At 35.5% G+C, this 23553-nt stretch carries 29 protein-coding genes and 1 other annotated feature; of the genes, 16 read left to right on the top strand and 13 right to left on the bottom strand.

What is annotated here, in order from left to right; all coding sequences use genetic code 11:
* Positions 1-21: 21 nt before the first annotated feature.
* The 3 genes from dltB to AC1DKZ_RS06385 are packed head-to-tail and all read right to left on the bottom strand — an operon-like array spanning position 22 to position 2858.
* Positions 22-1188 (bottom strand): D-alanyl-lipoteichoic acid biosynthesis protein DltB, encoded by a 1167-nt coding sequence (dltB, locus tag AC1DKZ_RS06395; RefSeq protein WP_242310028.1) that lies wholly within the window; start codon positions 1186-1188, stop codon positions 22-24.
* Positions 1185-2699 (bottom strand): D-alanine--poly(phosphoribitol) ligase subunit DltA, encoded by a 1515-nt coding sequence (gene dltA, locus AC1DKZ_RS06390; RefSeq protein ID WP_476995815.1) that lies wholly within the window; start codon positions 2697-2699, stop codon positions 1185-1187. Before dltA ends, dltB begins: the two co-directional genes overlap by 4 nt.
* Before the next feature lie 12 nt (positions 2700-2711).
* Positions 2712-2858, bottom strand: a complete 147-nt coding sequence (locus AC1DKZ_RS06385; RefSeq protein WP_002011626.1) for a teichoic acid D-Ala incorporation-associated protein DltX — start codon at positions 2856-2858, stop codon at positions 2712-2714.
* A gap of 359 nt (positions 2859-3217) precedes the next feature.
* Here AC1DKZ_RS06385 and AC1DKZ_RS06380 point away from each other — a divergent pair, with 359 nt between their 5' ends.
* The 5 genes from AC1DKZ_RS06380 (at position 3218) to AC1DKZ_RS06360 (ending at position 6279) form a co-directional block, all read left to right on the top strand.
* Positions 3218-4396 (top strand): amidohydrolase, encoded by a 1179-nt coding sequence (locus AC1DKZ_RS06380; RefSeq protein ID WP_201066549.1) that lies wholly within the window; start codon positions 3218-3220, stop codon positions 4394-4396.
* Positions 4397-4619: 223 nt separating this feature from the next.
* Positions 4620-4784: a hypothetical protein gene (locus tag AC1DKZ_RS06375; RefSeq protein WP_181777915.1), complete on the top strand. Its 165-nt coding sequence runs from the start codon at positions 4620-4622 to the stop codon at positions 4782-4784.
* Positions 4777-5223 carry a flavodoxin gene (locus AC1DKZ_RS06370; protein WP_201066551.1) on the top strand — a complete coding sequence of 149 codons (447 nt, stop codon included), beginning with the start codon at positions 4777-4779 and terminating at the stop codon, positions 5221-5223. Before AC1DKZ_RS06375 ends, AC1DKZ_RS06370 begins: the two co-directional genes overlap by 8 nt.
* 24 nt (positions 5224-5247) lie before the next feature.
* Positions 5248-6021, top strand: a complete 774-nt coding sequence (locus tag AC1DKZ_RS06365) for a hypothetical protein (protein ID WP_113936997.1) — start codon at positions 5248-5250, stop codon at positions 6019-6021.
* A 96-nt stretch (positions 6022-6117) separates the two neighbouring features.
* A complete protein-coding gene (locus tag AC1DKZ_RS06360) occupies positions 6118-6279 on the top strand; it encodes a hypothetical protein (protein WP_000651005.1) in 162 nt (53 codons plus the stop codon).
* Here the strand turns inward: AC1DKZ_RS06360 and AC1DKZ_RS06355 are convergent.
* Entirely contained in the window at positions 6276-7184 is a 909-nt protein-coding gene (locus AC1DKZ_RS06355) for an aminoglycoside phosphotransferase family protein (RefSeq protein WP_476995814.1), read from the bottom strand. The two genes, AC1DKZ_RS06360 and AC1DKZ_RS06355, sit on opposite strands and share 4 nt — an antisense overlap.
* A 99-nt stretch (positions 7185-7283) precedes the next feature.
* Between AC1DKZ_RS06355 and AC1DKZ_RS06350 the strand changes: the two genes are divergently transcribed.
* On the top strand, positions 7284-7793 hold the full coding sequence (locus tag AC1DKZ_RS06350) for a biotin transporter BioY (protein WP_219301793.1): 510 nt from the start codon (positions 7284-7286) through the stop codon (positions 7791-7793).
* A 26-nt stretch (positions 7794-7819) separates the two neighbouring features.
* Here the strand turns inward: AC1DKZ_RS06350 and AC1DKZ_RS06345 are convergent, their stop codons facing one another.
* The 3 genes from AC1DKZ_RS06345 to AC1DKZ_RS06335 all read right to left on the bottom strand — a co-directional run bounded on the left by AC1DKZ_RS06345 (position 7820) and on the right by AC1DKZ_RS06335 (position 9596).
* Positions 7820-7969, bottom strand: a complete 150-nt coding sequence (locus AC1DKZ_RS06345) for a hypothetical protein (protein ID WP_000743737.1) — start codon at positions 7967-7969, stop codon at positions 7820-7822.
* A gap of 18 nt (positions 7970-7987) precedes the next feature.
* Entirely contained in the window at positions 7988-8161 is a 174-nt protein-coding gene (locus AC1DKZ_RS06340; protein ID WP_000343684.1) for a hypothetical protein, read from the bottom strand.
* 76 nt (positions 8162-8237) lie between these two features.
* Entirely contained in the window at positions 8238-9596 is a 1359-nt protein-coding gene (locus tag AC1DKZ_RS06335; protein WP_002140955.1) for an MATE family efflux transporter, read from the bottom strand.
* Positions 9597-9778: 182 nt separating this feature from the next.
* Here AC1DKZ_RS06335 and uppP point away from each other — a divergent pair, with 182 nt between their 5' ends.
* Complete coding sequence (gene uppP / locus AC1DKZ_RS06330) at positions 9779-10570, top strand: bacitracin resistance undecaprenyl-diphosphatase (protein WP_002086752.1); 792 nt, start codon at positions 9779-9781, stop codon at positions 10568-10570.
* Between the two features lie 30 nt (positions 10571-10600).
* On the opposite strand, the gene AC1DKZ_RS06325 is transcribed toward uppP, so the two are convergent.
* Together AC1DKZ_RS06325 and AC1DKZ_RS06320 are read right to left on the bottom strand one after the other, a co-directional pair.
* Positions 10601-11188 (bottom strand): thioredoxin family protein, encoded by a 588-nt coding sequence (locus tag AC1DKZ_RS06325; RefSeq protein ID WP_113937001.1) that lies wholly within the window; start codon positions 11186-11188, stop codon positions 10601-10603.
* Positions 11189-11221: 33 nt separating this feature from the next.
* The gene (locus tag AC1DKZ_RS06320) at positions 11222-11653 is read right to left on the bottom strand and encodes a regulatory YrvL family protein (RefSeq protein ID WP_476995813.1); all 432 of its coding nucleotides are present in this window, start codon (positions 11651-11653) and stop codon (positions 11222-11224) included.
* A gap of 161 nt (positions 11654-11814) precedes the next feature.
* On the opposite strand from AC1DKZ_RS06320, the gene AC1DKZ_RS06315 reads away from it, so the two are divergent.
* Entirely contained in the window at positions 11815-12234 is a 420-nt protein-coding gene (locus AC1DKZ_RS06315; RefSeq protein ID WP_002166098.1) for a MarR family winged helix-turn-helix transcriptional regulator, read from the top strand.
* Positions 12235-12387: 153 nt separating this feature from the next.
* Positions 12388-12543 carry a hypothetical protein gene (locus AC1DKZ_RS06310; protein WP_002011733.1) on the top strand — a complete coding sequence of 52 codons (156 nt, stop codon included), beginning with the start codon at positions 12388-12390 and terminating at the stop codon, positions 12541-12543.
* A gap of 22 nt (positions 12544-12565) precedes the next feature.
* Here the strand turns inward: AC1DKZ_RS06310 and AC1DKZ_RS06305 are convergent, their stop codons facing one another.
* On the bottom strand, positions 12566-13801 hold the full coding sequence (locus tag AC1DKZ_RS06305) for a dicarboxylate/amino acid:cation symporter (protein WP_476995812.1): 1236 nt from the start codon (positions 13799-13801) through the stop codon (positions 12566-12568).
* A 1218-nt stretch (positions 13802-15019) separates the two neighbouring features.
* Between AC1DKZ_RS06305 and AC1DKZ_RS06300 the strand changes: the two genes are divergently transcribed.
* The gene (locus tag AC1DKZ_RS06300; protein ID WP_002011730.1) at positions 15020-16363 is read left to right on the top strand and encodes a TrkH family potassium uptake protein; all 1344 of its coding nucleotides are present in this window, start codon (positions 15020-15022) and stop codon (positions 16361-16363) included.
* A 34-nt stretch (positions 16364-16397) separates the two neighbouring features.
* Here AC1DKZ_RS06300 and AC1DKZ_RS06295 read toward each other — a convergent pair whose 3' ends face one another.
* Positions 16398-16772, bottom strand: a complete 375-nt coding sequence (locus tag AC1DKZ_RS06295; protein ID WP_002011728.1) for a hypothetical protein — start codon at positions 16770-16772, stop codon at positions 16398-16400.
* Positions 16773-17079: 307 nt separating this feature from the next.
* Here AC1DKZ_RS06295 and ytfJ point away from each other — a divergent pair, with 307 nt between their 5' ends.
* A complete protein-coding gene (gene ytfJ / locus AC1DKZ_RS06290) occupies positions 17080-17487 on the top strand; it encodes a GerW family sporulation protein (protein WP_476995811.1) in 408 nt (135 codons plus the stop codon).
* A gap of 108 nt (positions 17488-17595) precedes the next feature.
* The gene (locus AC1DKZ_RS06285) at positions 17596-17685 is read left to right on the top strand and encodes a hypothetical protein (protein WP_000608225.1); all 90 of its coding nucleotides are present in this window, start codon (positions 17596-17598) and stop codon (positions 17683-17685) included.
* 428 nt (positions 17686-18113) lie between these two features.
* Here AC1DKZ_RS06285 and AC1DKZ_RS06280 read toward each other — a convergent pair whose 3' ends face one another.
* Entirely contained in the window at positions 18114-18353 is a 240-nt protein-coding gene (locus AC1DKZ_RS06280) for a YkuS family protein (RefSeq protein ID WP_002011725.1), read from the bottom strand.
* A gap of 86 nt (positions 18354-18439) precedes the next feature.
* A complete protein-coding gene (locus tag AC1DKZ_RS06275) occupies positions 18440-18679 on the bottom strand; it encodes a DUF3911 family protein (RefSeq protein WP_002011724.1) in 240 nt (79 codons plus the stop codon).
* A 415-nt stretch (positions 18680-19094) separates the two neighbouring features.
* On the opposite strand from AC1DKZ_RS06275, the gene ilvE reads away from it, so the two are divergent.
* From ilvE to ilvC, 4 genes are all read left to right on the top strand, one after another.
* Positions 19095-19991 (top strand): branched-chain-amino-acid transaminase, encoded by an 897-nt coding sequence (gene ilvE, locus AC1DKZ_RS06270; RefSeq protein WP_476995810.1) that lies wholly within the window; start codon positions 19095-19097, stop codon positions 19989-19991.
* A gap of 15 nt (positions 19992-20006) precedes the next feature.
* Positions 20007-20235, top strand: a binding site (T-box leader).
* Positions 20236-20308: 73 nt separating this feature from the next.
* Entirely contained in the window at positions 20309-22009 is a 1701-nt protein-coding gene (gene ilvB, locus AC1DKZ_RS06265) for an acetolactate synthase large subunit (protein ID WP_016093002.1), read from the top strand.
* Positions 22006-22515, top strand: a complete 510-nt coding sequence (ilvN, locus tag AC1DKZ_RS06260) for an acetolactate synthase small subunit (RefSeq protein WP_269481053.1) — start codon at positions 22006-22008, stop codon at positions 22513-22515. The genes ilvB and ilvN overlap by 4 nt, the downstream gene beginning before the upstream one ends.
* A 21-nt stretch (positions 22516-22536) precedes the next feature.
* Positions 22537-23553: a ketol-acid reductoisomerase gene (gene ilvC, locus AC1DKZ_RS06255; RefSeq protein ID WP_476995809.1), complete on the top strand. Its 1017-nt coding sequence runs from the start codon at positions 22537-22539 to the stop codon at positions 23551-23553.

Here is a 23553-nt window from a genome sequence, read left to right as displayed (position 1 = left end):
TAATGGGATAAGAAGGGTGCATTAAAAGTATCTGTTAAGGTGTCCAGAGAAGATCAGGAAACCGAAACATACAACGTGGAACGTAATTACAATCGCAAGGACGTGTGTAAATTTATTGTTTGGCCAAAACTTATGCTTCTTGTTTTTTCGTTCGAAAATATCGAATAAGATAAACAAGGCAGCGTGATAAAGACCATAAATAATGTATTGATACACATGCTCACCAGTAATATGCCATATTCCCATGATGAAAAAGTTTAAAAATGCACCGATATACGAAATTGTGTAACGGTTTTTAATTAACTTTTTCTTCGTTGCAAAAAAGACGAAACGCATGTAAATAAAGTCACGGAACCAGAATGATAAGGTCATGTGCCAGCGATTCCAAAAGTCTTTAATGTTACGACTAATGAATGGTTTATTAAAGTTTTCTGGAATTTTAATTCCCATCATATAACTTACACCAATTACAAATGAGCTATAACCAGCGAAGTCAAAGAATAAATATAAGCTATAGCTATACATGTAAATCATATTTGATAGGATTGTATCTTGCTGAGCGAATGCCGGATCCATAAAATATTGCTTTATTAAGTAAGCAATAATAAATTTATACAAGAAACCTTGGAAAATACGGTTTAGCCCTGTATATAGTAAATTTTGATATTCTTCTGCACTAGGTGGCTTTTGAATATCTTTTTGGAATCTGCGGTAACGATCGATAGGTCCCGTTGAGATAGCCGGGAAGAATAAAATGAATTCCCAAAAATTAAAGAAGGAAAGTTCTTTAATTAAATTATCACGAACTTCAAATACCATTTGTACTGCTCTAAATGTTACATAGGACATTCCTAAAAATACAACAAACTTTAGCTCAGGTACAAACGGTGCAATTTTTGCTAAAACAAGCGGTAAAATCGATAAAATAACAGCTATACAAAACGTGAATGTACTATTATTTTGTTTTCTTAAAATTAAATAGCCTTTAATAAGGGCATATTGCCAAATAATAAATGCGGCTAACATGATTGCTTGCTTCGGTTTATCAGAGAAGATAATAACGAGCATTACTAATGTTAAAACGGCATTATATTTACGCAACATTTTACCTTTTAATCCAGCTATGATAGTAGGTATTAATAAAATGCCTACTATAGCGAAAAAATAAAATGATCCATATGCGGTCATGCTGTAACCTCACTCAATAATTTTTTGCGATCTACCTTTCCATTTGGTGTCATTGGAATAGAAGATTGATACATGAATTTACGTGGAATCATGTAATTTGGTAATCGCTCATTGAGTTCTTTTTTGAGTGCAGATGTTAATTTGAATTCTTTTTCAAACGAATGCTCTCCAGGAACAACAACCGCTAATAAGTAATCATATTTTTCACCTTTTTTAATTGGAACAACAACTGCACCTTCTACGTAAGAACACGCGCGAAGATGATGTTCGATTTCTTCTAATTCCATTCGATAACCATGAAGCTTAATTTGGAAATCAAGACGACCATTATAGAATAGAAGACCATTTTCTACATAGCCAGCATCACCTGTTTTATAGGCGCGCTCACCATCAATCATGGTAAATACTTTTTCTGTTAATTCAGGGCTTCCTAAATAGCCAACGCTTACGCTTGGACCGACAATTACGATTTCACCTTTTTCACCGTCAGGTGCAATTGTACCATCTTCTTTCATAATAAGAAGGCGACAGTCTGATTTACAGTAGCCAACTGGAAGTGATTTGTATTGATTAAGCACTTCTTCTGTAACGTGAATGCCTGTTACAGCAACAGTAGCTTCTGTTGGACCGTACGTATTCATAATTGCTGCTTTCGGGAAACGCTCAATTAATTTTCTAGCTACTTCATTTGGTAACACTTCACCGCAGAATAAGAATGTTTTCATGTTTGGTAGCATACTTTCAGAGAAAGAGGCTTCCATTAAACACATTTCTGCGAAAGATGGTGTCGAAGTCCATACTTGTATATCCGATTGCTCTAAAGAAGCAAACAAGTCTTTTGGACGTGCAATCATGTCTTTATCGATTGCCCAAAGTGTACCACCTGTTACTAATGATGGGTAAATATCCATTACAGATAAATCGAATGAGAAAGGTGCTTGGTTTAAGAATACTTGCCCTGTTTGTAAGTTGAAATCTTCAACAGCCCACTTCGTAAAGCTAACAAGACAGTTATAAGTAATCTGAACCCCTTTCGGATTACCTGTACTTCCTGATGTGTAAATAATGTAGAAGTTCTCATCACCTTTTACCGCATGTTCAGGATTTGGAGTATTCCCTTTATGAGTAAAGAAAATATCTTTTAAGTTATCTTCACTTGTAATGCGAACTGGTAAGTCCGTTACCGTTACTTCTGCCCCTGATAACAGTAATTTCGCACCAGAACTTTCAGCAATACGTTGTACACGATCAGCTGGAATAGATAAATCTACAGGAATGTAAGCATGTCCAGCTTTTACACAACCTAAAAAGTTAATAATCATTTCAGGTTGCATATGGCCATAAACCATAATTGGTGAACGATCATCTGGATACTCAGAAGAAATCCAATGTGCTAACGCATCAGAATCTTCCTTTAATTGTTTGTACGTAATTTTCGCATCTCGCCAAACAAAAGCGGTTTGATCAGGCGTTTCTACAGCCCACTTTTCAATTTGTTCTAATAACTTCATAACGTTCCCACCCTAGAATTCATTGTAAATAAATGTACTTGTGTTTGTATCATGGAATCCATACAACCAAAGTAATGCAAATAAAATTGCAAGGTAATAAACCGTCTTTGCAACCCATTGTGTGAGTGGTTGAGACCATATCTCTTTTAATCTTTCCATGTCTTTCCCTCGCTTAATGAAATAATAGCTCTTTGTAGGTATCATGTCCTACATGATTGTGAAAAAAACAAAATCCCACATTTTAGGTAAAAATAAGTCAAAAGGCTCTTTTCTGATATTAGCACTAAATACTAAAAAAGAAAATCCCTAACTTAGCAATTATATTACATTCAGCATGAATTTGTAATGGGTTTGACATGTAAATAGGAAGTGGATTGTATGAATGTATAAAAGTGGATTGTGAGAAGGCGGGAAAATATAATATTTGTTTTGTTATTCCTGAATTGGAGTGGGTTAATAATCACTGGGTACTTAGTACATTTTCAAGGTATAGAGCCTTTTAAAAGGAGGTAATTATTATGAAAAGAGAGTGGAGGAGTTTTATTTCAGAGGAAAATATCATTAAATGGAGACGGCATTTCCATAAGTATCCGGAATTATCGTTTCATGAAAAAGAAACTTCGCAATTTATATATGAAACATTATGCTCATTTTCTTCTTTTGAAGTAACGAGACCAACGGAGTACAGTGTGCTAGCAATTAAAAGAGGAAGGCAACAAGGGAAAGTAGTTGCGATTCGAGCTGATATAGATGCTTTACCAATCCAAGAGGAGACAAGGAAACCTTATACGTCTGTGCATAAAGGAATAATGCATGCATGCGGGCATGATGCTCACGCAGCTATTTTATTAAGTACAGCAGAGACGATAGCAAATATGAAGGAAGATTTTGCAGGCGAAATCCGTCTGTTCTTTCAGCACGCAGAGGAAGTGTATCCCGGTGGTGGACAAGAAATGGTGGAGGCCGGTGTTATGGACGGCGTCGATTATGTAGTAGGTTTGCACGTTATGTCTGGATTAGAAAGTGGAAAGATAGGAATTGTATATGGCCCTATGATGGCAGCACCAGACGTATTTACAATTGAAATTTTAGGAAAGGGTGGTCACGCGGCACGACCAGAAGAAACGATAGATCCTATTGCTATCGGAGCACAAATTATTACAAATTTACAACATATCGTATCAAGAAATACAAGTGCTTTTATGCATAGAGTAGTGTCAGTTACACAATTTCATGGGGGGATGGCCGATAATATCATTCCTAGTGCAGCAGCTTTAATGGGAACTGTTCGATCTTTTAATCAAACATTAAGAGAGGAAGCAAAAGAGAAAATTGAGCAAATTGTAAAAGGAATTACAGAAGCACATGGGGGAGATTATACATATACGTATCGTTACGGATATGATCCAGTTGTTAATAATGAGTACATTACGAAAATAGTAGAAAAAAGTGCGATAAAATTGTTTGGAAATCAGCGTATTGTGCATCTTGAACCTTCTATGGGAGGGGAAGATTTTTCAGCGTATTTAAGAAAAGCACCTGGTTGTTTCATTAAATTAGGAACAGGGAATAAAAATATTGATACTTGTTATCCACATCATCATCCGAAATTTGATGTGGATGAATCGGCTTTAATTAATGGAGTGGAACTATTTTTAGAGACAACTATAAGACTACTAGAAATTGATAAAGCATAAAAAAAGGCAACTGCACTCTATTGCAGTTGCTTTTATTTCTTCCGTCAGAGAGGGCTGAGAAAGAACTATGCTCATTTATAGTATATGAATAGCTAACGGACAAGCTTGTACATTTTAACTATTTTTAAAAAAAAAGTTATTGACTTTGATAATCAATTTCAATTAATCTAATGGTATAATTGAAATTGATAATTATTATCAATAAAATAGATGAGGAACCTTAATGAGAAAAACATTTCACCTTTTACGAAGGGAATTAAAAAATAAAGATGTTGATAAGCATATTGAATGGCAACGAAATATAATTCGTTCTGAATATGTAGGTGAGAAGAGTACACTTCAAACAGAAAAAGAGATACAAGGTAAAAGGAGAGGTTCAGTTGAGTAAGTTAGTAATGATTTTTGCAAGTATGAGTGGAAATACAGAGGAAATGGCTGACCATATTGCGGGTGCGATTCGTGAAACAGAAAATGAGATTGAAGTAATTGATATTATGGATACACCAGAAGCTTCTATATTAGAGCAATACGACGGTATTATTTTAGGTGCTTATACTTGGGGAGATGGTGATCTTCCTGATGATTTTTTAGATTTTTATGATGCAATGGATTCTATTAACTTAACTGGTAAAAAAGCAGCTGCATTCGGTTCTTGTGATTCGGCTTATCCGAAATACGGGTTAGCGGTTGATATTTTAATAGAAAAGCTGCAGGAGCGCGGGGCAGCAGTTGTGTTAGAAGGATTGAAAGTAGAATTAACGCCAGAAGATGAAGATGTAGAAAAATGTTTACAGTTTGGAGCTGAATTCGTAAAACACCTTTCTTAATGGCAGAAGGGAGATGAATAGCAATTGCATGAAAAAATCTCAATCAAAACGATGACAGATTACCATTTGTATGATTTTATGCGTTGTCCACACAAATTTTATTTCCGTCATATAAAAAGAAGAGAACCTTCTTCATTTGAATGGCAACAAATAGCGCAAATGATTGTGAATCAAATTATTAATGAATATTACACGCTACCTGCGGGCCAACAAACGAAAATTGTACTTTTAATATTAATAGAAAAGTATTGGAAAAAAGTAAGGATTAATATGTTTGCTTCAAAGGCGGAGTACTATATTGTTTTAGCGAAGCTAACTGATCACTTATTACAGTTTGTTGAAAGGGATGATAGTCAGGCACCGCCGTTATTTTTATATGAGAAGTTTCAAACATATATGGAAGAGCTAGGTGTCCACATGTCATTGACATTTGAAGTTGGTGAGTGGAGTACTGAATCGTTTGTAATTAAAAAGTATGTTGTCGATGCGGATGAGGAAATGCTTGCTCTTTGTCAGAAGCTAATGACAGTATTCAGTTATAAAGCTTTCGGTATTCTTCCAGGGAAAATTGAAGTTATTAATTTAATAGAAGGAACTAAGTATGAGTACATTCCAAAGCAGGAAGATATTATAACTGGAATGGATGATTTATTTAGAATGAAAGAAATGTTGCAGCAACCTGAGCACTATACAGAGCGTCATTTTCGTTATGAGTGTATGAGTTGTGCGTTTCGTAGTGAATGCCAAAGGGAAGAAGTAAAGAAAGAAGCGAAGCAGAAGAAAAATATAGTACATTAAAGGATGCAAATTTGCATCCTTTTTTGTTATTGACATGAAAAGCTTTTCATCATTTACCGTATATTTGTAGCAGATTAATAAAGGGAGGAATAATCAATGAAAGATGAAATGAAAGTATTTCAATGGTTAAAAGAACAGAATGCTCCTTTTGGAATTCAACTGCAAATTTTACAGGCGTTTCAATTGTATAAAGTTATTGTTGAAATGGATAAAAAATTAATGATGTATGAGGAGAGAGAGTATAGGGAGAGAATTTAATCTCGTCCCTGTAGTATTGCTTTAAGCTGTTCTTCATTCTTCTTTAATGTTATTTCATTGTTTGTTTCAATGTTATAAATAAGGTTATGTAGTAAAGGGCTGTATTGATAAAAGGTAGTGATGCGGTGAATGAGTAATGGATCGCGGTGAGAAATAACTGCACTGTATTGTTCATATACAGATGTAGTAAACTCATGACCGAAATCATAATATAGCCCAGCGAAATCAAAAGCGGGATCGCCAATTTGAGCATCTCCAAAATCGATAACACCTGAAATGTTTTTGTGCAGGTTGTTAAATAAAATGTGATGATGTGTAAAGTCAGCATGAATGATTGCATTTTGAAAGGTAGATTTAGTTATACAGGTAAAGAAACTTTCGAATAAACGATTTAAGGCTAATTTCTGTAATGAAGTAAGATTGTTAGTAAGATATTGATTTAATTTTGTTTGTAGTTCTTTCCAGTAGGTAAGTGTTTTTTCGATAGGGAACCCTAGCGTTTCAGTACGTTTTAAAGGAATACTATGTAAAGCCGCAAGGAAAGTGGCTAATTGTGTAATGATTGCTTTCAATTCTTTTTTCTCTAGCTCGGTAACTATTTCAGTTGTTAACGGTTCACCGTGAATGAGAGGATAATAGCTACAAAATGGAACGGTATTACAATTATTCTTATACAATAGTTTATACTTAGGGACTGCAATTTCTTGTAATGAATGAGAAAGAATAGTGCACAGTTCTTTTTCTAACGGAATTCGCTGTGCATATTCAAGTTTTCGCGGGAAACGAAATAGTAGTTCGTCATTTATAATAACCGCTATATTATCCCAACCTTCTTCATTTTGTTTATATGAATGTATAGAAAGACCGGGCAGAGCTTCTTTTATATATTGTTTGTAAGAGTCCATAATTGTTCCTCGTTTCTAAGTTAAAGGTAGGTTATTCCACTTTATGATATCAGAATTTTCTTTCTATATGTTAAGATATAACTATCATTATGGAGGAGGGTGGGGTGCATTACGAAGAAAAGAATATTAATCATTTCTCTATGTATCGCTTTTGGATTGTTTTGGTCATATAAAGAGGAGGTTTTTGCCACTTTTAAACCGATAGATCGCTACGAGTTAAATAAGGAATTAAAGAACAAAAGTATAGAAACTTTAACTCATAAAGAAAAGAAAAATGTAGGAGAACACTTTGTGACAGCGCAACTAGCAGTGTTTGAGTTTAATAATAAAGAAGATGTGAAACGAAAAGGTGAAGAAATATTTGTAAATAGAGGGTATGAACAGCTAATAGAAAATTATTACCCAAACCGTTTTCGGGATTTAGAGTATAAATTTACAAACGAAGAGATACGTGAAGAGACAGATGAGAGTTTTCGCTATCATGCTGTAGCGTACGTTACTGGTATTGAAAATGGCAAGAGAAGTGAAATGAAATTAAATTATGACATGAAAATTGTAAAGGTTAATAGTATATTTATGGTGTTAGATCAAAAGCAGTATGTACAATAAAAAATCCCTCAAGGAGAAGAGGGATTTTAAAGATTTTCATTTTGTTGCCCAAGTTCTTTTTGAGCAATGTATAAGTTTCCTTGCTCAACTTGTTTCAGTGTATGAACAGAATCTCCTGCATATCCTTTTTCTGTTTTAACAGTTCTTTTTGAACGATTTGAATCTTGTTTCTTCATATAATAGACCACCCTTCTTTAAAAATAGACGAAAATGATGAGCACGAGTAATACAGCTGCGAAAATGGTAATGCCCATTAAAAAAGAAGTGTTTTTATATTTAGGTGGCTTATGTACATCTTGCCGATATCCAGGTGAAATTTCAGGGGCGAATTCTTCATCGAATGATTGTTTCTTTTGTTTTTCGTCCATATGTATCCACCTTTCTTTTTCATTATGTTACACGTTACAAGAAAAAATATGCATGAAGAAAACAGCCGCTATATCATTAGCGGCTGCTTTGCGTTGTATATTTTCTTTGTACTTGAAAGAGACGGATAAGCAGGAAGATTGCTCCAAATGCTAGACCGATAATAAGACCGATCCAATAACCTTTTGCTGCCCAGTCAGTATAAGTTGCTAACATGTAGCCAAGAGGTAGACCTATTACCCAATAAGCTATTAATGTCATAATTAAGGCAACATTTACGTCTTTATAACCACGAAGTGCTCCTTGTACTGGAGTTGCAATCGCATCTGAAATTTGAAATAAAATCGCGAATATAAGAAATTCTTTAGCTAAATGATGGACATTTGCATTTGTCGTATAAATAGAAGCAATTTCATCATCAAAGAAATAAAGAAGGATTGAATATAAAAGAGCGAAAGCAAGGGCTAACCCAATTCCGATAAATCCATATTGTTTCGCATTATTGTATCGTTTTGCTCCAACTTCAAATCCAACGGCTATCGTCATTGCCATTGCTAAACTTAAAGGAGTCATATATAACAAGGAAGCAAAGTTCATAGCTGCTTGATGTGCTGCTATTGTTGTCGTACTAAAATTACTCATCATAAGTGTTACCGCAGCGAAAATACTCGTCTCAAAAAAGATAGCAAATCCGATAGGGACGCCAAGTTTCAGGAATTCCTTCCAAATTGTAAAGGAAGGACGGTATAACTGTTTAAAGATATTGAAAGAAGCGAAAGGCTCTTTCGTACGAATAATAATAACCGTAATAATTAAAATACACCAATATGTTGCTGCAGAAGCGATTGCCGCACCAACACCACCGAGTTTTGGAAAGCCAAAGTGACCAAAAATTAATAAGTAATTTAATACTACATTAATTGGTAATGATAGTAATGTAATAATCATCGTTGTTCGAGTTTTTCCTAATGCATCAATAAATCCACGTAAGACGGTGTAAGTAAATAAAGGGATAATTCCAATCGCGATAATAATTAAAAATTGTGCTGCAATACGTTCCACGGGTTCTTCTAATTGCATGCCATTTAAAATAGGTGAAACAGCGAAGAATCCGATAAGGATAACAACGAAACTAGCACAAATTGCTAAATATACTGCTTGTATGACAATGTGGGGAACGTCCTCCTTTTTCTTTGATCCAACGAGCTGTGCAACAATAGGAGTAGTAGCCATTAAAATTCCTGTTAAGCCGGTACTAACGGGAAGCCATATACTTGTTCCGATAGCAACACCCGCTAAATCAATAGGACTCGCATGTCCTGACATTGTCGTATCAAAAAAGCTCATCGCAAATAATGACATTTGCGTTACAAAAATCGGGAAAAAGAGTAATAAAAATTGCTTTAACTTTTGTGAGAATGAAGTAGTTTCTTTCATAAAATCCCCTTTCAACGTAAAAAACAAACTCTTATTATCATACAATTTAATCAAAAAATAGAAAAGAAATAAGCGTATACAACAAATAAAATCAATAAAAAAAGGATGCACTTTGAAAAGGGATAAGGTATTATGATAAGGTGTGAAAAAATTACATATTCGTTATTAAGGAGGCACTACTTGTGGCTGATTGGCTAATTGGATTAATCATGGGTGCTGTTGAAGGTTTAACAGAGTTTTTACCAGTATCATCAACAGGACATATGATTTTAACAGGACACTTAATTGGATTTGAAGACGATAGAGCGAAAGTTTTTGAAGTTGTAATCCAATTGGGATCGATTTTAGCAGTTGTTGTTATATTTTGGAAACGTCTATGGTCATTAGTTGGAATAGGGAAAGTAACTGATGGACCATCGTTAAATTTATTACATATTATTATCGGGATGATTCCTGCCGGCATACTCGGCGTATTATTCCATAGTGCAATTAAAGAAGTTTTATTCGGTCCAGGACCGGTTGTTATTAGCTTAGTAGCTGGTGGTATTTTAATGATTGTTGCTGAGAAGTTTTCAAAACCAAGTACAGCAAGAACGTTAGATGAAATCACATATAAGCAAGCATTTACAATCGGAATGTTCCAATGTTTAGCACTTTGGCCAGGATTTTCTCGTTCTGGATCAACAATAAGTGGTGGTTTATTAGCACGTGTTTCGCATACAGCGGCAGCGGAATATACATTTATTCTAGCGGTGCCAATGATGGTAGCTGCAAGTGCCTTAGATTTAATTAAAAGCTGGGATATATTAAGCGCGGCTGATATACCGTTATTTGCAACTGGATTTATTACAGCATTCGTTGTTGCGATGCTTGCAATTGTTTCATTCTTAAAATTATTAGGTCGTGTAAAACTAACACCGTTCGCTTACTACCGTTTCATTTTAGCTGCGGTATTCTATTTCTTCATTATGTAATAAAAAAACCTGCCGAAATCGGCAGGTTTTTTATTTTACTACTCTCTCAATCATGCTTTCCATTACATGTTCCCAAAGAGAAGTATCATCAGCTAATGTAGCACGGAAATTAGCATACATTTCTTTTTGTTTCTCTTCGAATGTTGGATCTTCTTTTTCAGGTAATGTAGCGCGCATTGAAGTTACTAATTCTTGTATTTTTGGAGCTCGTGGTCCAAAGACGGCTTGTTCATTTCCGTCTTTATCAATGAAAATAAAGATTGGAATGGCACGTGCTGTTCCGTTTGTTAAGTATTGATCCATTAATTCTAAGTTTTCATCGCGAATTAATAACCGCATATCAATATTTGCAACTTCAGAAATTCGTTTCATAACAGGTACACATAAAAGAGCATCGCCGCACCAATCAGCTGTTAATACGATAACACGCCAGCCATCATTTTGGCGTTCTTCTAATATAGGAAGTAATTCATTTGGAATTAAAAAATTATTGTAAATGTGTAGTAGCTCGTATTGGTTTACTTTCATTTCATTCACATATGTATCAAAGGACATGCCTTTATCAGCCCATTGTAGTAAGTTCATAAGTAACACCTCTTTAGTATGATTTATTTTTATTGTACCAATTTTTATATAGAAAAGCTTGTATTCTTACTCTTTCTTATCACTAAATAATTTATTTAGTGTGTAAAGGAATAGTGCGACACATAATTCAGCTATGTTGGACATTTGTACACTCTCTATCCAGTCATCGGCGGTATGTATGACAAACCAATCTAACGTAATTTCAATTATAGAGAGCAGAGCAATTGAGAGCCAATTGGGCATACTTGTCATCAATGGATGTAGGAGCACTTTAAAGAAAATGAATATAAAATATGTAATACCATCTAATAAAAGAATGAGTAAAAAAAAGAGTAGTAGAGCTGTTCTTGATGAATATTCTATACCTGTAATATGAAAGATTCCTACATATACAAAAAATATAAATGCAAAGAATATAATGAGAATAAGAATAACAACACTAATAATAATAGTCTTATCTTTTAGACTGAGATTAGAAAGTTTGTCTTCTTCACTCATTACCCCAACTCCTTTTTCTGGAAAATCAATTTCATTGTACCATGAAATATCTATTAAAAAACTACGAATTATGGGGAAATAAGGTGACAAAAAGTAAGATTTCGTGTAAAATTATTAATAAGGTTTTTATTTAACTAAATTAAATAAAGGGGCTGTCAAAGTTGTCTCAAAATCGAGAACAATTAATGGAAGAACTATCGACAAATGTTTTTGCAATGTTTCGCACGTTGCGTAATGATATTGGAAAAATATTTGGTGGTTACATACCGTGGAATGAGTTCATCGTCCTTAGAATATTGAATCGTACGAATAAAGAAATGGTATCACGTGTAGCTAATGAGTTAAATGTGTCGAATAGTCATATTACAGCCGTTACAGAAAAATTAATTAATAAAGGCTTTGTAACTCGTTCACGTTCTACGTCAGATCGCAGAGTTGTATATTTAGAGATTACAGAACAAGGGAAAGATTTAGTGGCGAAAATGGAAGGTGAGAAAAAGAAATATTTACAAGAAAGATTTTCCGCACTTTCAGAAGATGAAATGGATATAATGATATCTATTTCTAAAAAACTTATTTAAATAATTACAAATAAGAAAACGCTTACCTAATGAAAAAGAAGACCTTCCTCATATATGGAAGGTCTTCTTCTGTGTGTAATAGATGATAAAAAATAAAATGTGTATGAAAAAAGATAGAGCGCCATACTACTAATAAAGGAAGGAGGCGGAAATATGACGAATCGTAATGGTAGTCAAGGAAGTGGAAATCAAGGTTCACCAAAATCAGGGCAATTCCAGCAGGAGTTTAGTACTGAATTTGAAACGGGAAATGATAATAAAGGAAAAGAATATCGTTCGAAAAAAGGAAGTAAATCAAAAAAGGAGTGAAATGATTCACTCCTTTTTTGATTTAAGATGCTGCAGATTGATCCGTATTATATTTTTCTTCTGATTTTGCAACAATCATTGCACAAATTGCATCACCGGAAATGTTTACAGCAGTTCTAGACATATCTAGAATGCGGTCAATACCGATAATTAAAGCAATGCCTTCTACTGGTAGATTTACTTGATTTAAAACCATCGTAAGCATCACTAGTCCAACACCTGGTACACCTGCAGTACCGATACTAGCTAGTACAGCAGTTAATACGACCATAGCTAATTGTGGTAATGTAAGTTCAACGCCGTATACTTGAGCGATAAATACAGTTGCTACCCCTTGCATAATAGCGGTACCATCCATATTAATCGTTGCACCTAGTGGTTGTACAAAAGAGCTTATCGCTTTTGGAACTCCAAGTTTTTCTTGGGCGGTTTTCATGGCAAATGGAAGGGACGCATTAGAGCTAGATGTACTAAACCCAATTGCCATTACCGGACCGAAATGTTTAAAGAAACGAATAATACTTTCTTTGGCTAGTACCTTTAATAAGCCGCCGTATACGAAGACACCGTGAATAATGAGTACCAACATAACGACAATCATATACTTGAACATCGCAGCGACGCCTGCAAGCCCCATTTTACCAACGGATGAAGCGAGCAACCCGAATGTTCCGATTGGAGCTAATTTCATGACGAGATTAACAAGATACATCATTAATTCGTTGCCCTGTTCAAGTAATGAATGGACACCTTGAACTCGTTTTCCTAAAATAGCTAAACCGAGTCCGATCAATGCGGCAAAGGCAATAATTTGTAGCATGTTCCCATCAGCCATCGCTTTTGCTGGATTATCTGGCACAATATTCAGCAATGTATCAACGAAAGATGTTTCAGTTTTTGCACCTTCATACTTAAGCCCTTCTGTTTTAAAATTACCGCCAGCCCCTGGTTTTATAATAAGTGCAAATGTAACTGCAATAGAGATAGCGACAGCTGTTGTTACGAGAAAGAATGAAATTGATTTTAAACCAATTCTTCCAAGTTGTTTCGGATCTCCAAGACCAGCAGCCCCAAGTACGATAGAAATGAATACAACAGGAACAACTAGCATTTTAATGAGTCGAATAAACAATTGACCAAGTGGATTGAACACATATTGATTTAATGGCTCGAAAATGGATGGAGCAGCTAAATTTAAAGTGAGTCCAACGACTAGACCGAGAAATAATGCAATTAAGATTGCTTTTGTTTGTTTCAATAAAATCCCTCCTTGTTTTTGTAAAATTGCTTTCTAAATTAATTGTACCGAAAAAATACCTATTTTGACAATATTTTCTGAATATTTTGTATAAAAATATCTATTTGCATATAGATAGACCAATTTTGTTGAAATAAGCGAAGAGAGTTAAGTTATGTGTTTGGAAAAAAAATAGACCATCACATGATGGCCTAGGGAAGGGGACAATTTATGTCAATTTAATTAGGGATGGAAGCTATTCAAAGACACTGGGGAATGTCTTATAAATTAGGGAGGAACAGCTCCGATACATATACTATAAAAGGTGGATGTGGTCTAGATGTGAACATAGAGTGAAAGAGAGAGGGAGTTTTAAGTAAGAAGAAAGAGAGAATAAAAAAATAAGACCATCACATATAGGATGGTCAAGGGAAGGGGACAATTTATGTCAATTTAATTAGGGATGGAAAGCTGTTCAAAGACACTGGGGAATGTCTTATAAATTAGGGAGGAACAGCTCCGATACATACAATATAAAAGATAGATGTGAACATAGAGTGAAAGAGAGAGGGAGTTTTAAGTAAGAAGAAAGAGAGAATAAAAAAATAAGACCATCACATATAGGATGGTCAAGGGAAGGGGACAATTTATGTCAATTTAATTAGGGATGGAAGCTATTCAAAGACACTGGGGAATGTCTTATAAATTAGGGAGGAACAGCTTCGATACATATACTATAAAAGGTGGATGTGATCCTCGTGTGAACATGGAGTGAAAGAGAGAGGGAGTTTCAAATAAAAGATAGAAAGAATAAAAAAATAAGACCATCACATATAGGATGGCCTAGGGAAGGGGACAATTTATGTCAATTTAATTAGGGATGGAAAGCTGTTCAAGACACTGGGGAATGTCTTATAAATTAGGGAGGAACAGCTCCGATACATATACTATAAAAGGTAGGTGTGACCCTCGTGTGAACTTGGAGTGAAAGATATGGGAATTTGAAAAGGGATAAAATAGTTGTTGTAAGAGTTATAGTATAAGTGGAGATATAATAGAAAATATTCTTTTGTAAAACCATAGGAGTCTGAATATAAATAAAAGTTGAAATCTATGAAAAAAAGGATTATGCTCAACTATATTATGAGAATATAAGGTTTATCCCGCTACTTGTAGGCTCTTAAAGAGTCTTTATTTATGAGGGGATAAAAGCTTCACTTGATAAAGGGAGTTAGTGATATGGAAGTAGCAAAAAAACAAGGGTTGTATAATCGTTTTATACGATTGAATCCACCACAAATTTTAGCATTAGGCTTTTTTTGTTTAATTGTGGTCGGAGGATTGTTATTAAAGTTACCGTTTGCAACGAAAGTACATATTAGTTGGGTAGATGCTTTCTTTACAGCTACGTCGGCGGCGACTGTAACTGGTTTAGGTGTTGTAGATACTGCGAGTACGTTTACGATGTTTGGTGAAATTGTTATTATGTTTTTAATTCAAACGGGTGGTCTCGGTCTTATGACGATAGCCATTTTAATTGTTTGGGTATTAGGGAAAAAAATTGGTTTACGCCACCGATTATTAATTGGAGAAGCATTTAATCAAACAAATATTGGTGGTCTTGTGAAATTAGTAAAACGTGTTTTTATTTTTTCTATTTGTATTGAGCTAATTGGAGTTATCTTTTTATCGATTCGCTTTATTCCAGAGTTTGGTTTTGGAAAAGGTTTATACTATAGTATTTTTCACGTTATTGCGTCATATAATAATGCCGGCTTTGCGCTTTGGCCAGATAATTTAACAAGATATGTAGGAGATCCTATTATTAATATTGGGATTTGTTCTTTAATTATAATAGGAGGGTTAGGTTTTACGGTATTAATTGATATATGGTATAGCCGTAGTTTCCGAAAATTATCACTGCACTCCAAAATTATGATTGTTGGAACGATAGCACTTAATGTTATTGCGATGATTGTGATTTTTGTATTGGAATATAATAATGTGAAGACTTTGGGGCACTTATCTTTAAATGAAAAATTATGGGCTTCGTTCTTCCAAGGAATTACACCTCGTACAGCTGGTTTTAACACGGTAGATTATGGGGGGATGGAAGAGTCATCGATACTATTTACAATGGTATTAATGTTTATTGGTGCGGGAAGTGTATCGACAGGCGGTGGAATTAAGTTAACGACATTCGTTATTTTAATTACATCAGTTCTTTCTTTCTTTAGAAAGAAAGAGGATTTTGTTTTATTTCAGCGTACGATTAAAATGTCGACAGTAACGAGAGCGTTAGCAATTGTCGTTGCTAGTCAAATACTTATTTTTACAGCGGTATTTGTATTAATGCTTACAGAAGACTTTAGTTTTATTCAGTTATTATTTGAGACAATTTCAGCGTTTGGTACAGTAGGGTTAACAATGGGGATTACTGCGAAGCTATCGGCGTTTGGAAAATGTATTATTATGTTTGTTATGTTTTGTGGATTAATCGGACCGTTAACACTTGTTTTCTCTTTGGCACGACCAGCAAAACAAAAAATTAAATATCCATCAGAAGATGTATTTACAGGATAAGGTATCCCGCATAAAGCGAGATACCTTTTTCTTTTTAAAAAAGAGAGAACAATAAACCAATAAGCGCCACTCGGAATAAAATCGCAATGAGTGCAGCGATACCACCCACAATGGCAGCGGTACCACCAGTTACAGTAGCCCCGCGATTATAAGCGTAAATACCAAGTAGAACAGACACAAGACCAAATAGTGTTGGGAATGTGAATAATGATAATATTGCTAAGGCAAGAGCAATGAAACCAGCAGTCGATCCAGCTGCAGACGATCTTACATCATCGTTATCTTTATCATCATAATCGATACGTTGTGGTGCAACTTCAGCTGCGTATTCTTCTTTATAATCACTATCTATTCGATCTCTTTTTTTATATTCATCAAATTTCTCAGTCAAAGTAAGGACTCCTTTCATAACAAGGTTCAATAGTAGTATGTTTCTCTTTACTGTTTTTATCCCGCTATTTGCGAGCAGTAAGACTCCCACCTCAAAATTTGGCTGGAGCCCTGCGGCTCGTAAACGCCCGATTGGTGTGGGCTAATAATCAGTGGGGGATGAACAAAACCTCCACTGATTAAAGTTTCACTTTATCCGAACTTGTACAGGGAGTAATATCCAATTGGAAAGTGGAAAATGTTTTTTCAAAATAGGAAAACTTAGTATGACTTCCTCTATTTTGGAAAGTATAAAAAAGAATAATGAGGAAAGGGTGTAGTACATAATGGAACATCCAATTGAAAATTTAATGAAAACAGCAATGACAAATTTAAAAGAGATGGTAGATGTAAATACGATTGTTGGAAGTCCGGTTTCAACAGCTGACGGAAATGTAGTATTAACAGTATCTCAAGTGGCTTTTGGTTTTGGAGCTGGTGGAAGTGACTTTAAAGGTGATTTTATTTCCGAAAAACATAACGGCGGACAAGGGCAGTATAAAGAGAACAAGCAAAGTCATCCATTCGGAGGCGGAAGCGGGGCTGGGGTTTCTATTAGCCCAGTTGCTTTTTTAGTAGTTGGTTCTAACGGTGTGCAAGTGTTGCATCTCAATAGTAGTACACATTTAATTGAAAAAGCGTTAAATACTGTGCCAAGCACTGTGGATAAATTTGTGAATGGTCGCCAAAAGTGAACTTGCATTTTTTAGGAATTATGATATATTAGAAAAAGTGCGCTTTATGACGATCGGAATAATTGAACTGTAAATATATATGATGTGTGGAATAAGGGAGAGGAATTTATGATTAATATCAAAAACTTAGTAGTTGGCTTATGTATGTTAGTAAGCGGTTTTGTTGTATATGTAATAAAAGAAAAAGCTCCATTCTAAAACAGACAAACCGTTAATGTCTGTTTTTAATTTGTAAAAAATGTTGACAAGTTATTGTGTTGGTGTTAAAATTTTAATTCGTGTCTCGGTTAAAGCTAGTGTAAAGTAAATAAATCTTATGAATATAATACGAAAAGTTTGCGAAAGATCGGGTAGTCTTACCAACAACTTTTGTGAACAAACCCTATAAATTGTATATGTAAGCTTTATATGTATACTAGTGAATCAAGGAGCGGTCAGTGGAACCGTAATGATGAGAGAGAGGTAGGGCTTTCATCCAGTATATGTTACTTTCCCGTTAGGTGAATATAAAAAAGAGGGCTCCTTTTGAAAAGGAGCCCTCTTTCTATAAATAAATTGAAACTATAATCAGTGGGACCATTCTATTCCCTTTACATGTTAGCTCACAAATAATGTGATAAAAATGATTAAGTGCGGTTTTCAACTTGCTGACAAATTTCATCTGTTGTTAAACCATGTGCTTTAATTACAGATCCTTTTATCGATGTATCTGCAATGCCCATCATATTAGAATCTTGTCCGGTTACAACGCAACAATCACACCCATGTGCATCATTTTCAGAGTTAAGTGAAACGACTTCATGTCCTTGTTGCTGAAGAGCTTGTTGAACATCTGTTAAAGAGTTCTCAACACCAATTCTAGCCATAATTTTCACCTCCTACCATCTAGTTGCTAGTATGCCCAAGTCCATAGCATATATTTATGAAAAGATGGTAGGAAGAGAATATTTGTTTAGTCGTTATATACACCAGTAAGCATTTGACTAACGAATTGATCATTTAATGTATCTTGTGCTGAACTGTTATTAGACTGAATATCGATTGAAGCTGTGTAGTTGTTATGTTTCCTACTATTTGGTTCTACTTCAACGTAATTATCGAATTTACAAAATCCTTTCGTATCCATTAGATCAAATAGTTGTAGCATTTCTACTACCTCTTGTCTCGTTCCTTTAATTTGTACACACGCCATTGTTATTTCCTCCTTCAATTTGACAAATTGTTTTTTAAAAATAGGATTATGATTACTAAATGAAAAATATGAATGTTATTTTTAGACAGCGTTATTTTTGTTATTTTCCCCCTTTTTCACCAAAAGTCGTTGTATATTCCCGGATTTATAAAATCGGACGTCCGTTTATTGAATACAATAGATTCGTATCAATTGGCGAAAACCCTTCTTTTAAACAAATATTTTTTTAGTAGAATTTGACGAAAAAATTTTTTTGACTTTTTGTAAACGTTAACAATGTTATTAAATCAATATAAACGAAGATGTACGTACGATTAAAAATTAAAAATTTTCTAAAAATTCACTTGATTTATTTGAAAAGGAGAGTAGACTAGGAAACAATAAAAAACTCATAGAACATAGGGGGCGCTTTCAAGTGAACGAGCAGTGGATTTTCTTAAATGGAGAATTTGTTCCAAAAGACGAAGCAAAGGTTTCAGTATATGATCATGGCTATTTATATGGCGATGGAGTGTTCGAAGGAATTAGGGTATATAGCGGTAATGTTTTCCGTTTGAGAGAGCATCTTGTCCGGTTATATGAATCAGCGAAATCCATCATGTTAGAGATTCCATATACGTTAGAAGAAGCAACGAAAATCGTTGTTGAAACGATTCGACAAAACAAACTATCTAATGGATATATCCGCCTCGTTGTATCAAGAGGACCTGGGAACTTGGGATTAGATCCCGATTCTTGTACGAAACCAAATGTAGTAGTAATTGCAGAGCAATTATCTTTATTTCCACAAGAATATTATGAAAAAGGGATTCCGATTATAACAGTTGCAACGCGTCGCAATCGCCCGGATATTTTATCGCCTCAAGTAAAATCTTTAAATTACTTAAATAATATTTTAGTTCGCATTGAGGCGAAATTAGCTGGAGTACAAGAAGCACTTATGTTAAATGACCAAGGATATGTAGCTGAAGGCTCTGGAGATAATGTATTTATTGTGAAGGGAAATAAATTAATTACACCACCAAGTTCTGCTGGAGCGTTAGAAGGTATTACACGAAACGCGATTTTAGAAATCGGCGAAAAACTTGGATATGACGTAAGAGAAGAATTATTTACAAGGCATGATGTATATGTAGCTGATGAAGTGTTTTTAACAGGAACAGCTGCTGAAGTAATTGCTGTTACGACAGTAGATGGAAGAACGATTGGTTTAGGTAGAACAGGGCCACATACGAATCGTTTATTAGAAGAATTCCGTAAATTAGTTGTAGAAGATGGAGAGAAAATTTACGAAGAAAATAAAGTTGGATAATAGCTCTTATGACATGATAAAGCGTTGATAGGGAGGAGTAGTTGACTGTGAAGCCTCACAGAGAGTCGGTGGTTGCTGGAAACCGATGGTTCACGTCGACGAACATCACCCTTGAGTGCTAAGCTGAAACGTTTGTTTAGGCTTAGACGGTAGCTCCGTTATTAGCTAGACTCATATCCCGAGTCACTGAGGCAAGAGTAATCTTGCAAAGAAGGGTGGTACCGCGAAATCTTTCGTCCCTTCAGCACATAGCTGGAGTGTGGACGTAGGATTTTTTTATTTTATAAATGTTTTAAAAAAGGGGGCTTATAAGAAAAATGTCTTCAAAAACGGAAGAGAAACTGGCAACTGGTGCACAGCTATTGTTAGAAGCGCTAGAAAAGGAAGGAGTAGAGGTGATTTTTGGTTATCCAGGTGGTGCGGTTTTACCTCTATATGATGCGCTTTATGATTGTGAAATTCCGCATATTTTAACGAGGCATGAGCAAGGTGCAATTCATGCTGCTGAAGGATATGCAAGAATTACAGGAAATCCAGGAGTGGTAATTGCAACAAGTGGACCGGGTGCTACAAATGTTATTACTGGTCTAGCTGACGCGATGATTGATTCATTGCCACTTGTTGTATTTACAGGGCAAGTAGCAACAACGTTAATCGGAAGTGATGCTTTTCAAGAAGCAGATATTATGGGACTTACGATGCCGGTGACAAAACATAATTATCAAGTGCGAAAAGCATCGGATTTACCCCGAATTATTAAAGAAGCATTTCATATCGCTAGAACAGGAAGACCGGGCCCAGTCGTAATTGACCTTCCGAAAGATATGGTAGTAGAGCAAGGTGAGCGATGTAGCGACGTACAAATGGATTTACCAGGATACCAGCCTAATTATGAACCGAATCTACTACAAATAAACAAATTATTACAAGCGATTGAGGTCTCAAAAAAGCCATTAATTTTAGCTGGAGCAGGTGTATTGCATGCGAAAGCATCGAAAGAATTAACAAGTTTTGCTCGCAAATATCATATTCCAGTTGTTCATACATTACTTGGTCTTGGTGGGTTTCCACCAGATGATGAACTATTTCTAGGGATGGGAGGAATGCACGGTTCATACACCGCAAATATGGCGTTATATGAATGTGACTTACTTATTAATATAGGTGCAAGGTTTGATGATCGTCTTACTGGGAATTTAGCTTATTTTGCTAAAGAAGCGATTGTCGCACATATAGATATTGATCCAGCGGAAATTGGGAAAAATGTGCCGACTGAAATCCCTATTGTTGCGAGTGCAAAGCAAGCATTAGAGGCTCTACTTACTTTTAAAGAAGGGGAAGTACATCACAATGATTGGCTTTCGTTATTGAATAGTAGAAAAGAAAAATACCCTCTTTCTTACAAAGAACATGCAGAGCGTATTAAACCTCAATATGCAATTGATATGCTATACGAAATTACGAAAGGAGAAGCGATTGTAACGACAGATGTTGGGCAACATCAAATGTGGGCAGCTCAATATTATCCGCTGAAAAACCCAGATAGATGGGTAACCTCTGGGGGGTTGGGAACAATGGGCTTCGGGTTTCCAGCAGCAATAGGTGCACAAATCGCAAAGCCTGAAGAACTAGTTATTGCAATTGTCGGTGATGCTGGATTTCAAATGACCTTGCAAGAACTAAGTGTGTTAAAAGAGCATTCTTTACCAGTTAAAGTTTTTATTTTAAATAATGAAGCTTTAGGGATGGTAAGACAATGGCAAGAGGAATTTTATAATGGGCGATATTCGCACTCCTTACTTTCATGCCAACCAGATTTTGTTGCGCTTGCCAATGCTTATGGCATAAAAGGTGTTCGTATTGAAGACCCACTTCTTGCAAAGCAACAATTACAGTATGCAATTGAGTTAAGAGAGCCTGTTGTAATTGATTGCCGCGTACTTCAATCCGAAAAGGTAATGCCGATGGTTGCCCCAGGAAAAGGCGTTCATCAAATGGAGGGAGTGGAGAAAAGGTGAAGAGAATTGTAACAGCGACAGTTCGAAATCAAAGCGGTGTGTTAAATCGAATTACAGGTGTTATGACACGTAGACATTTTAATATTGAAAGTATTTCAGTAGGTCATACGGAATCATCGAATATTTCGAGAATGACGATTGTTGTACACGTTGAAAATGAACAGCAAGTTGAGCAGTTAATTAAACAACTTCATAAGCAAATCGATGTACTGAAAGTATCAGATATTACAGAAGAAGCGATGATTGCTAGAGAACTTGCACTTATTAAAGTAGCAACGTCTGTAGCAAGAGCAGAATTATATAGTTTAATTGAACCGTTCCGAGCCGCTGTAATAGACGTTGGGAAGGATTCCATAGTGGTGCAAGTAACAGGTACCCAGGAGAAAGTAGAAGCGTTAATTGAATTACTTCGTCCATATGGTTTGAAAGAAATTGCTAGAACAGGTGTAACAGCATTTACACGTAGTATGAAAAAACAAGATAAACAAGTTATGTTAATTCAATAATTATTTAAAAAATAGGAGGAAATGAAAATGGCGAAAGTTTATTATGAAAAAGACGTAACGGTAAATGTATTAAAGGAAAAGAAAGTAGCAATCATCGGATATGGATCGCAAGGCCATGCGCATGCGCAAAACTTACGTGATAACGGATTTGATGTGGTAGTAGGACTGAGGAAAGGGAAGTCATGGGATAAGGCGAAAGAAGACGGTTTTTCTGTATATACAGTAGCGGAAGCAGCAGAAAAAGCAGATGTAGTAATGATTCTACTACCTGATGAATTACAGCCGGAAGTATATGAAGCTGAAATTGCACCAAACTTACAAGGCGGCAATTCTCTCGTTTTCGCGCATGGATTTAATGTTCACTTTGATCAAGTAAAACCGCCAGCTAATGTAGATGTATTTCTAGTAGCACCGAAAGGTCCAGGACATCTAGTACGTCGTACGTTTGCGGAAGGGGGAGCTGTTCCTGCATTATTTGCAGTATATCAAGATGCAACAGGAGTTGCGACTGAAAAGGCACTTTCATATGCAGATGGAATTGGGGCGACGAGAGCAGGTGTATTAGAAACAACGTTTAAAGAAGAAACAGAAACAGATTTATTTGGAGAGCAAGCTGTACTTTGCGGCGGAGTGACTGCACTAGTAAAAGCTGGGTTTGAAACGTTAGTTGATGCTGGTTATCAACCGGAAGTTGCATATTTTGAATGTTTACATGAACTAAAACTAATCGTTGACCTTATGTATGAAGGCGGACTTGAAAATATGAGATATTCAGTTTCAGATACAGCGCAGTGGGGCGACTTCGTATCAGGACCACGCGTTGTAACGGAAGATACGAAGAAAGCGATGGGTGCAGTGCTAGCAGAAATTCAAGATGGTACATTTGCAAGAGGCTGGATTGCAGAGCATAAAGCAGGAAAACCAAATTTCCAGGCGACAAATGAGAAAGAAAATGAACACGAAATTGAAGTAGTTGGACGTAAATTACGTGAAATGATGCCGTTTGTACAGCCGCGAGTAAAGGCAGGGATTAAATAA

Source organism: Bacillus sp. 05T21 (genome assembly GCF_056396785.1).
Note: the sequence above shows the minus strand (reverse complement) of the source record. Positions and strands in the feature narration are given on the sequence as shown.

Coding starts and splice junctions, on each gene's coding strand:
- dltA (WP_476995815.1), bottom strand. CDS start 2,699: ATGAAGTTATTAGAACAAATTGAAAAGTGGGCTGTAGAAACGCCTGAT.
- ilvC (WP_476995809.1), top strand. CDS start 22,537: ATGAAAATGGCGAAAGTTTATTATGAAAAAGACGTAACGGTAAATGTA.
- AC1DKZ_RS06335 (WP_002140955.1), bottom strand. CDS start 9,596: ATGAAAGAAACTACTTCATTCTCACAAAAGTTAAAGCAATTTTTATTA.
- AC1DKZ_RS06355 (WP_476995814.1), bottom strand. CDS start 7,184: ATGGACTCTTACAAACAATATATAAAAGAAGCTCTGCCCGGTCTTTCT.
- AC1DKZ_RS06310 (WP_002011733.1), top strand. CDS start 12,388: ATGACGAATCGTAATGGTAGTCAAGGAAGTGGAAATCAAGGTTCACCA.
- AC1DKZ_RS06375 (WP_181777915.1), top strand. CDS start 4,620: ATGAGAAAAACATTTCACCTTTTACGAAGGGAATTAAAAAATAAAGAT.
- AC1DKZ_RS06280 (WP_002011725.1), bottom strand. CDS start 18,353: ATGGCTAGAATTGGTGTTGAGAACTCTTTAACAGATGTTCAACAAGCT.
- ilvB (WP_016093002.1), top strand. CDS start 20,309: ATGTCTTCAAAAACGGAAGAGAAACTGGCAACTGGTGCACAGCTATTG.
- AC1DKZ_RS06385 (WP_002011626.1), bottom strand. CDS start 2,858: ATGGAAAGATTAAAAGAGATATGGTCTCAACCACTCACACAATGGGTT.
- AC1DKZ_RS06285 (WP_000608225.1), top strand. CDS start 17,596: ATGATTAATATCAAAAACTTAGTAGTTGGCTTATGTATGTTAGTAAGC.
- AC1DKZ_RS06275 (WP_002011724.1), bottom strand. CDS start 18,679: ATGGCGTGTGTACAAATTAAAGGAACGAGACAAGAGGTAGTAGAAATG.
- AC1DKZ_RS06300 (WP_002011730.1), top strand. CDS start 15,020: ATGGAAGTAGCAAAAAAACAAGGGTTGTATAATCGTTTTATACGATTG.
- AC1DKZ_RS06340 (WP_000343684.1), bottom strand. CDS start 8,161: ATGGACGAAAAACAAAAGAAACAATCATTCGATGAAGAATTCGCCCCT.
- AC1DKZ_RS06345 (WP_000743737.1), bottom strand. CDS start 7,969: ATGAAGAAACAAGATTCAAATCGTTCAAAAAGAACTGTTAAAACAGAA.
- AC1DKZ_RS06320 (WP_476995813.1), bottom strand. CDS start 11,653: ATGAGTGAAGAAGACAAACTTTCTAATCTCAGTCTAAAAGATAAGACT.
- AC1DKZ_RS06380 (WP_201066549.1), top strand. CDS start 3,218: ATGAAAAGAGAGTGGAGGAGTTTTATTTCAGAGGAAAATATCATTAAA.
- ytfJ (WP_476995811.1), top strand. CDS start 17,080: ATGGAACATCCAATTGAAAATTTAATGAAAACAGCAATGACAAATTTA.
- AC1DKZ_RS06295 (WP_002011728.1), bottom strand. CDS start 16,772: ATGAAAGGAGTCCTTACTTTGACTGAGAAATTTGATGAATATAAAAAA.
- dltB (WP_242310028.1), bottom strand. CDS start 1,188: ATGACCGCATATGGATCATTTTATTTTTTCGCTATAGTAGGCATTTTA.
- AC1DKZ_RS06360 (WP_000651005.1), top strand. CDS start 6,118: ATGAAAGATGAAATGAAAGTATTTCAATGGTTAAAAGAACAGAATGCT.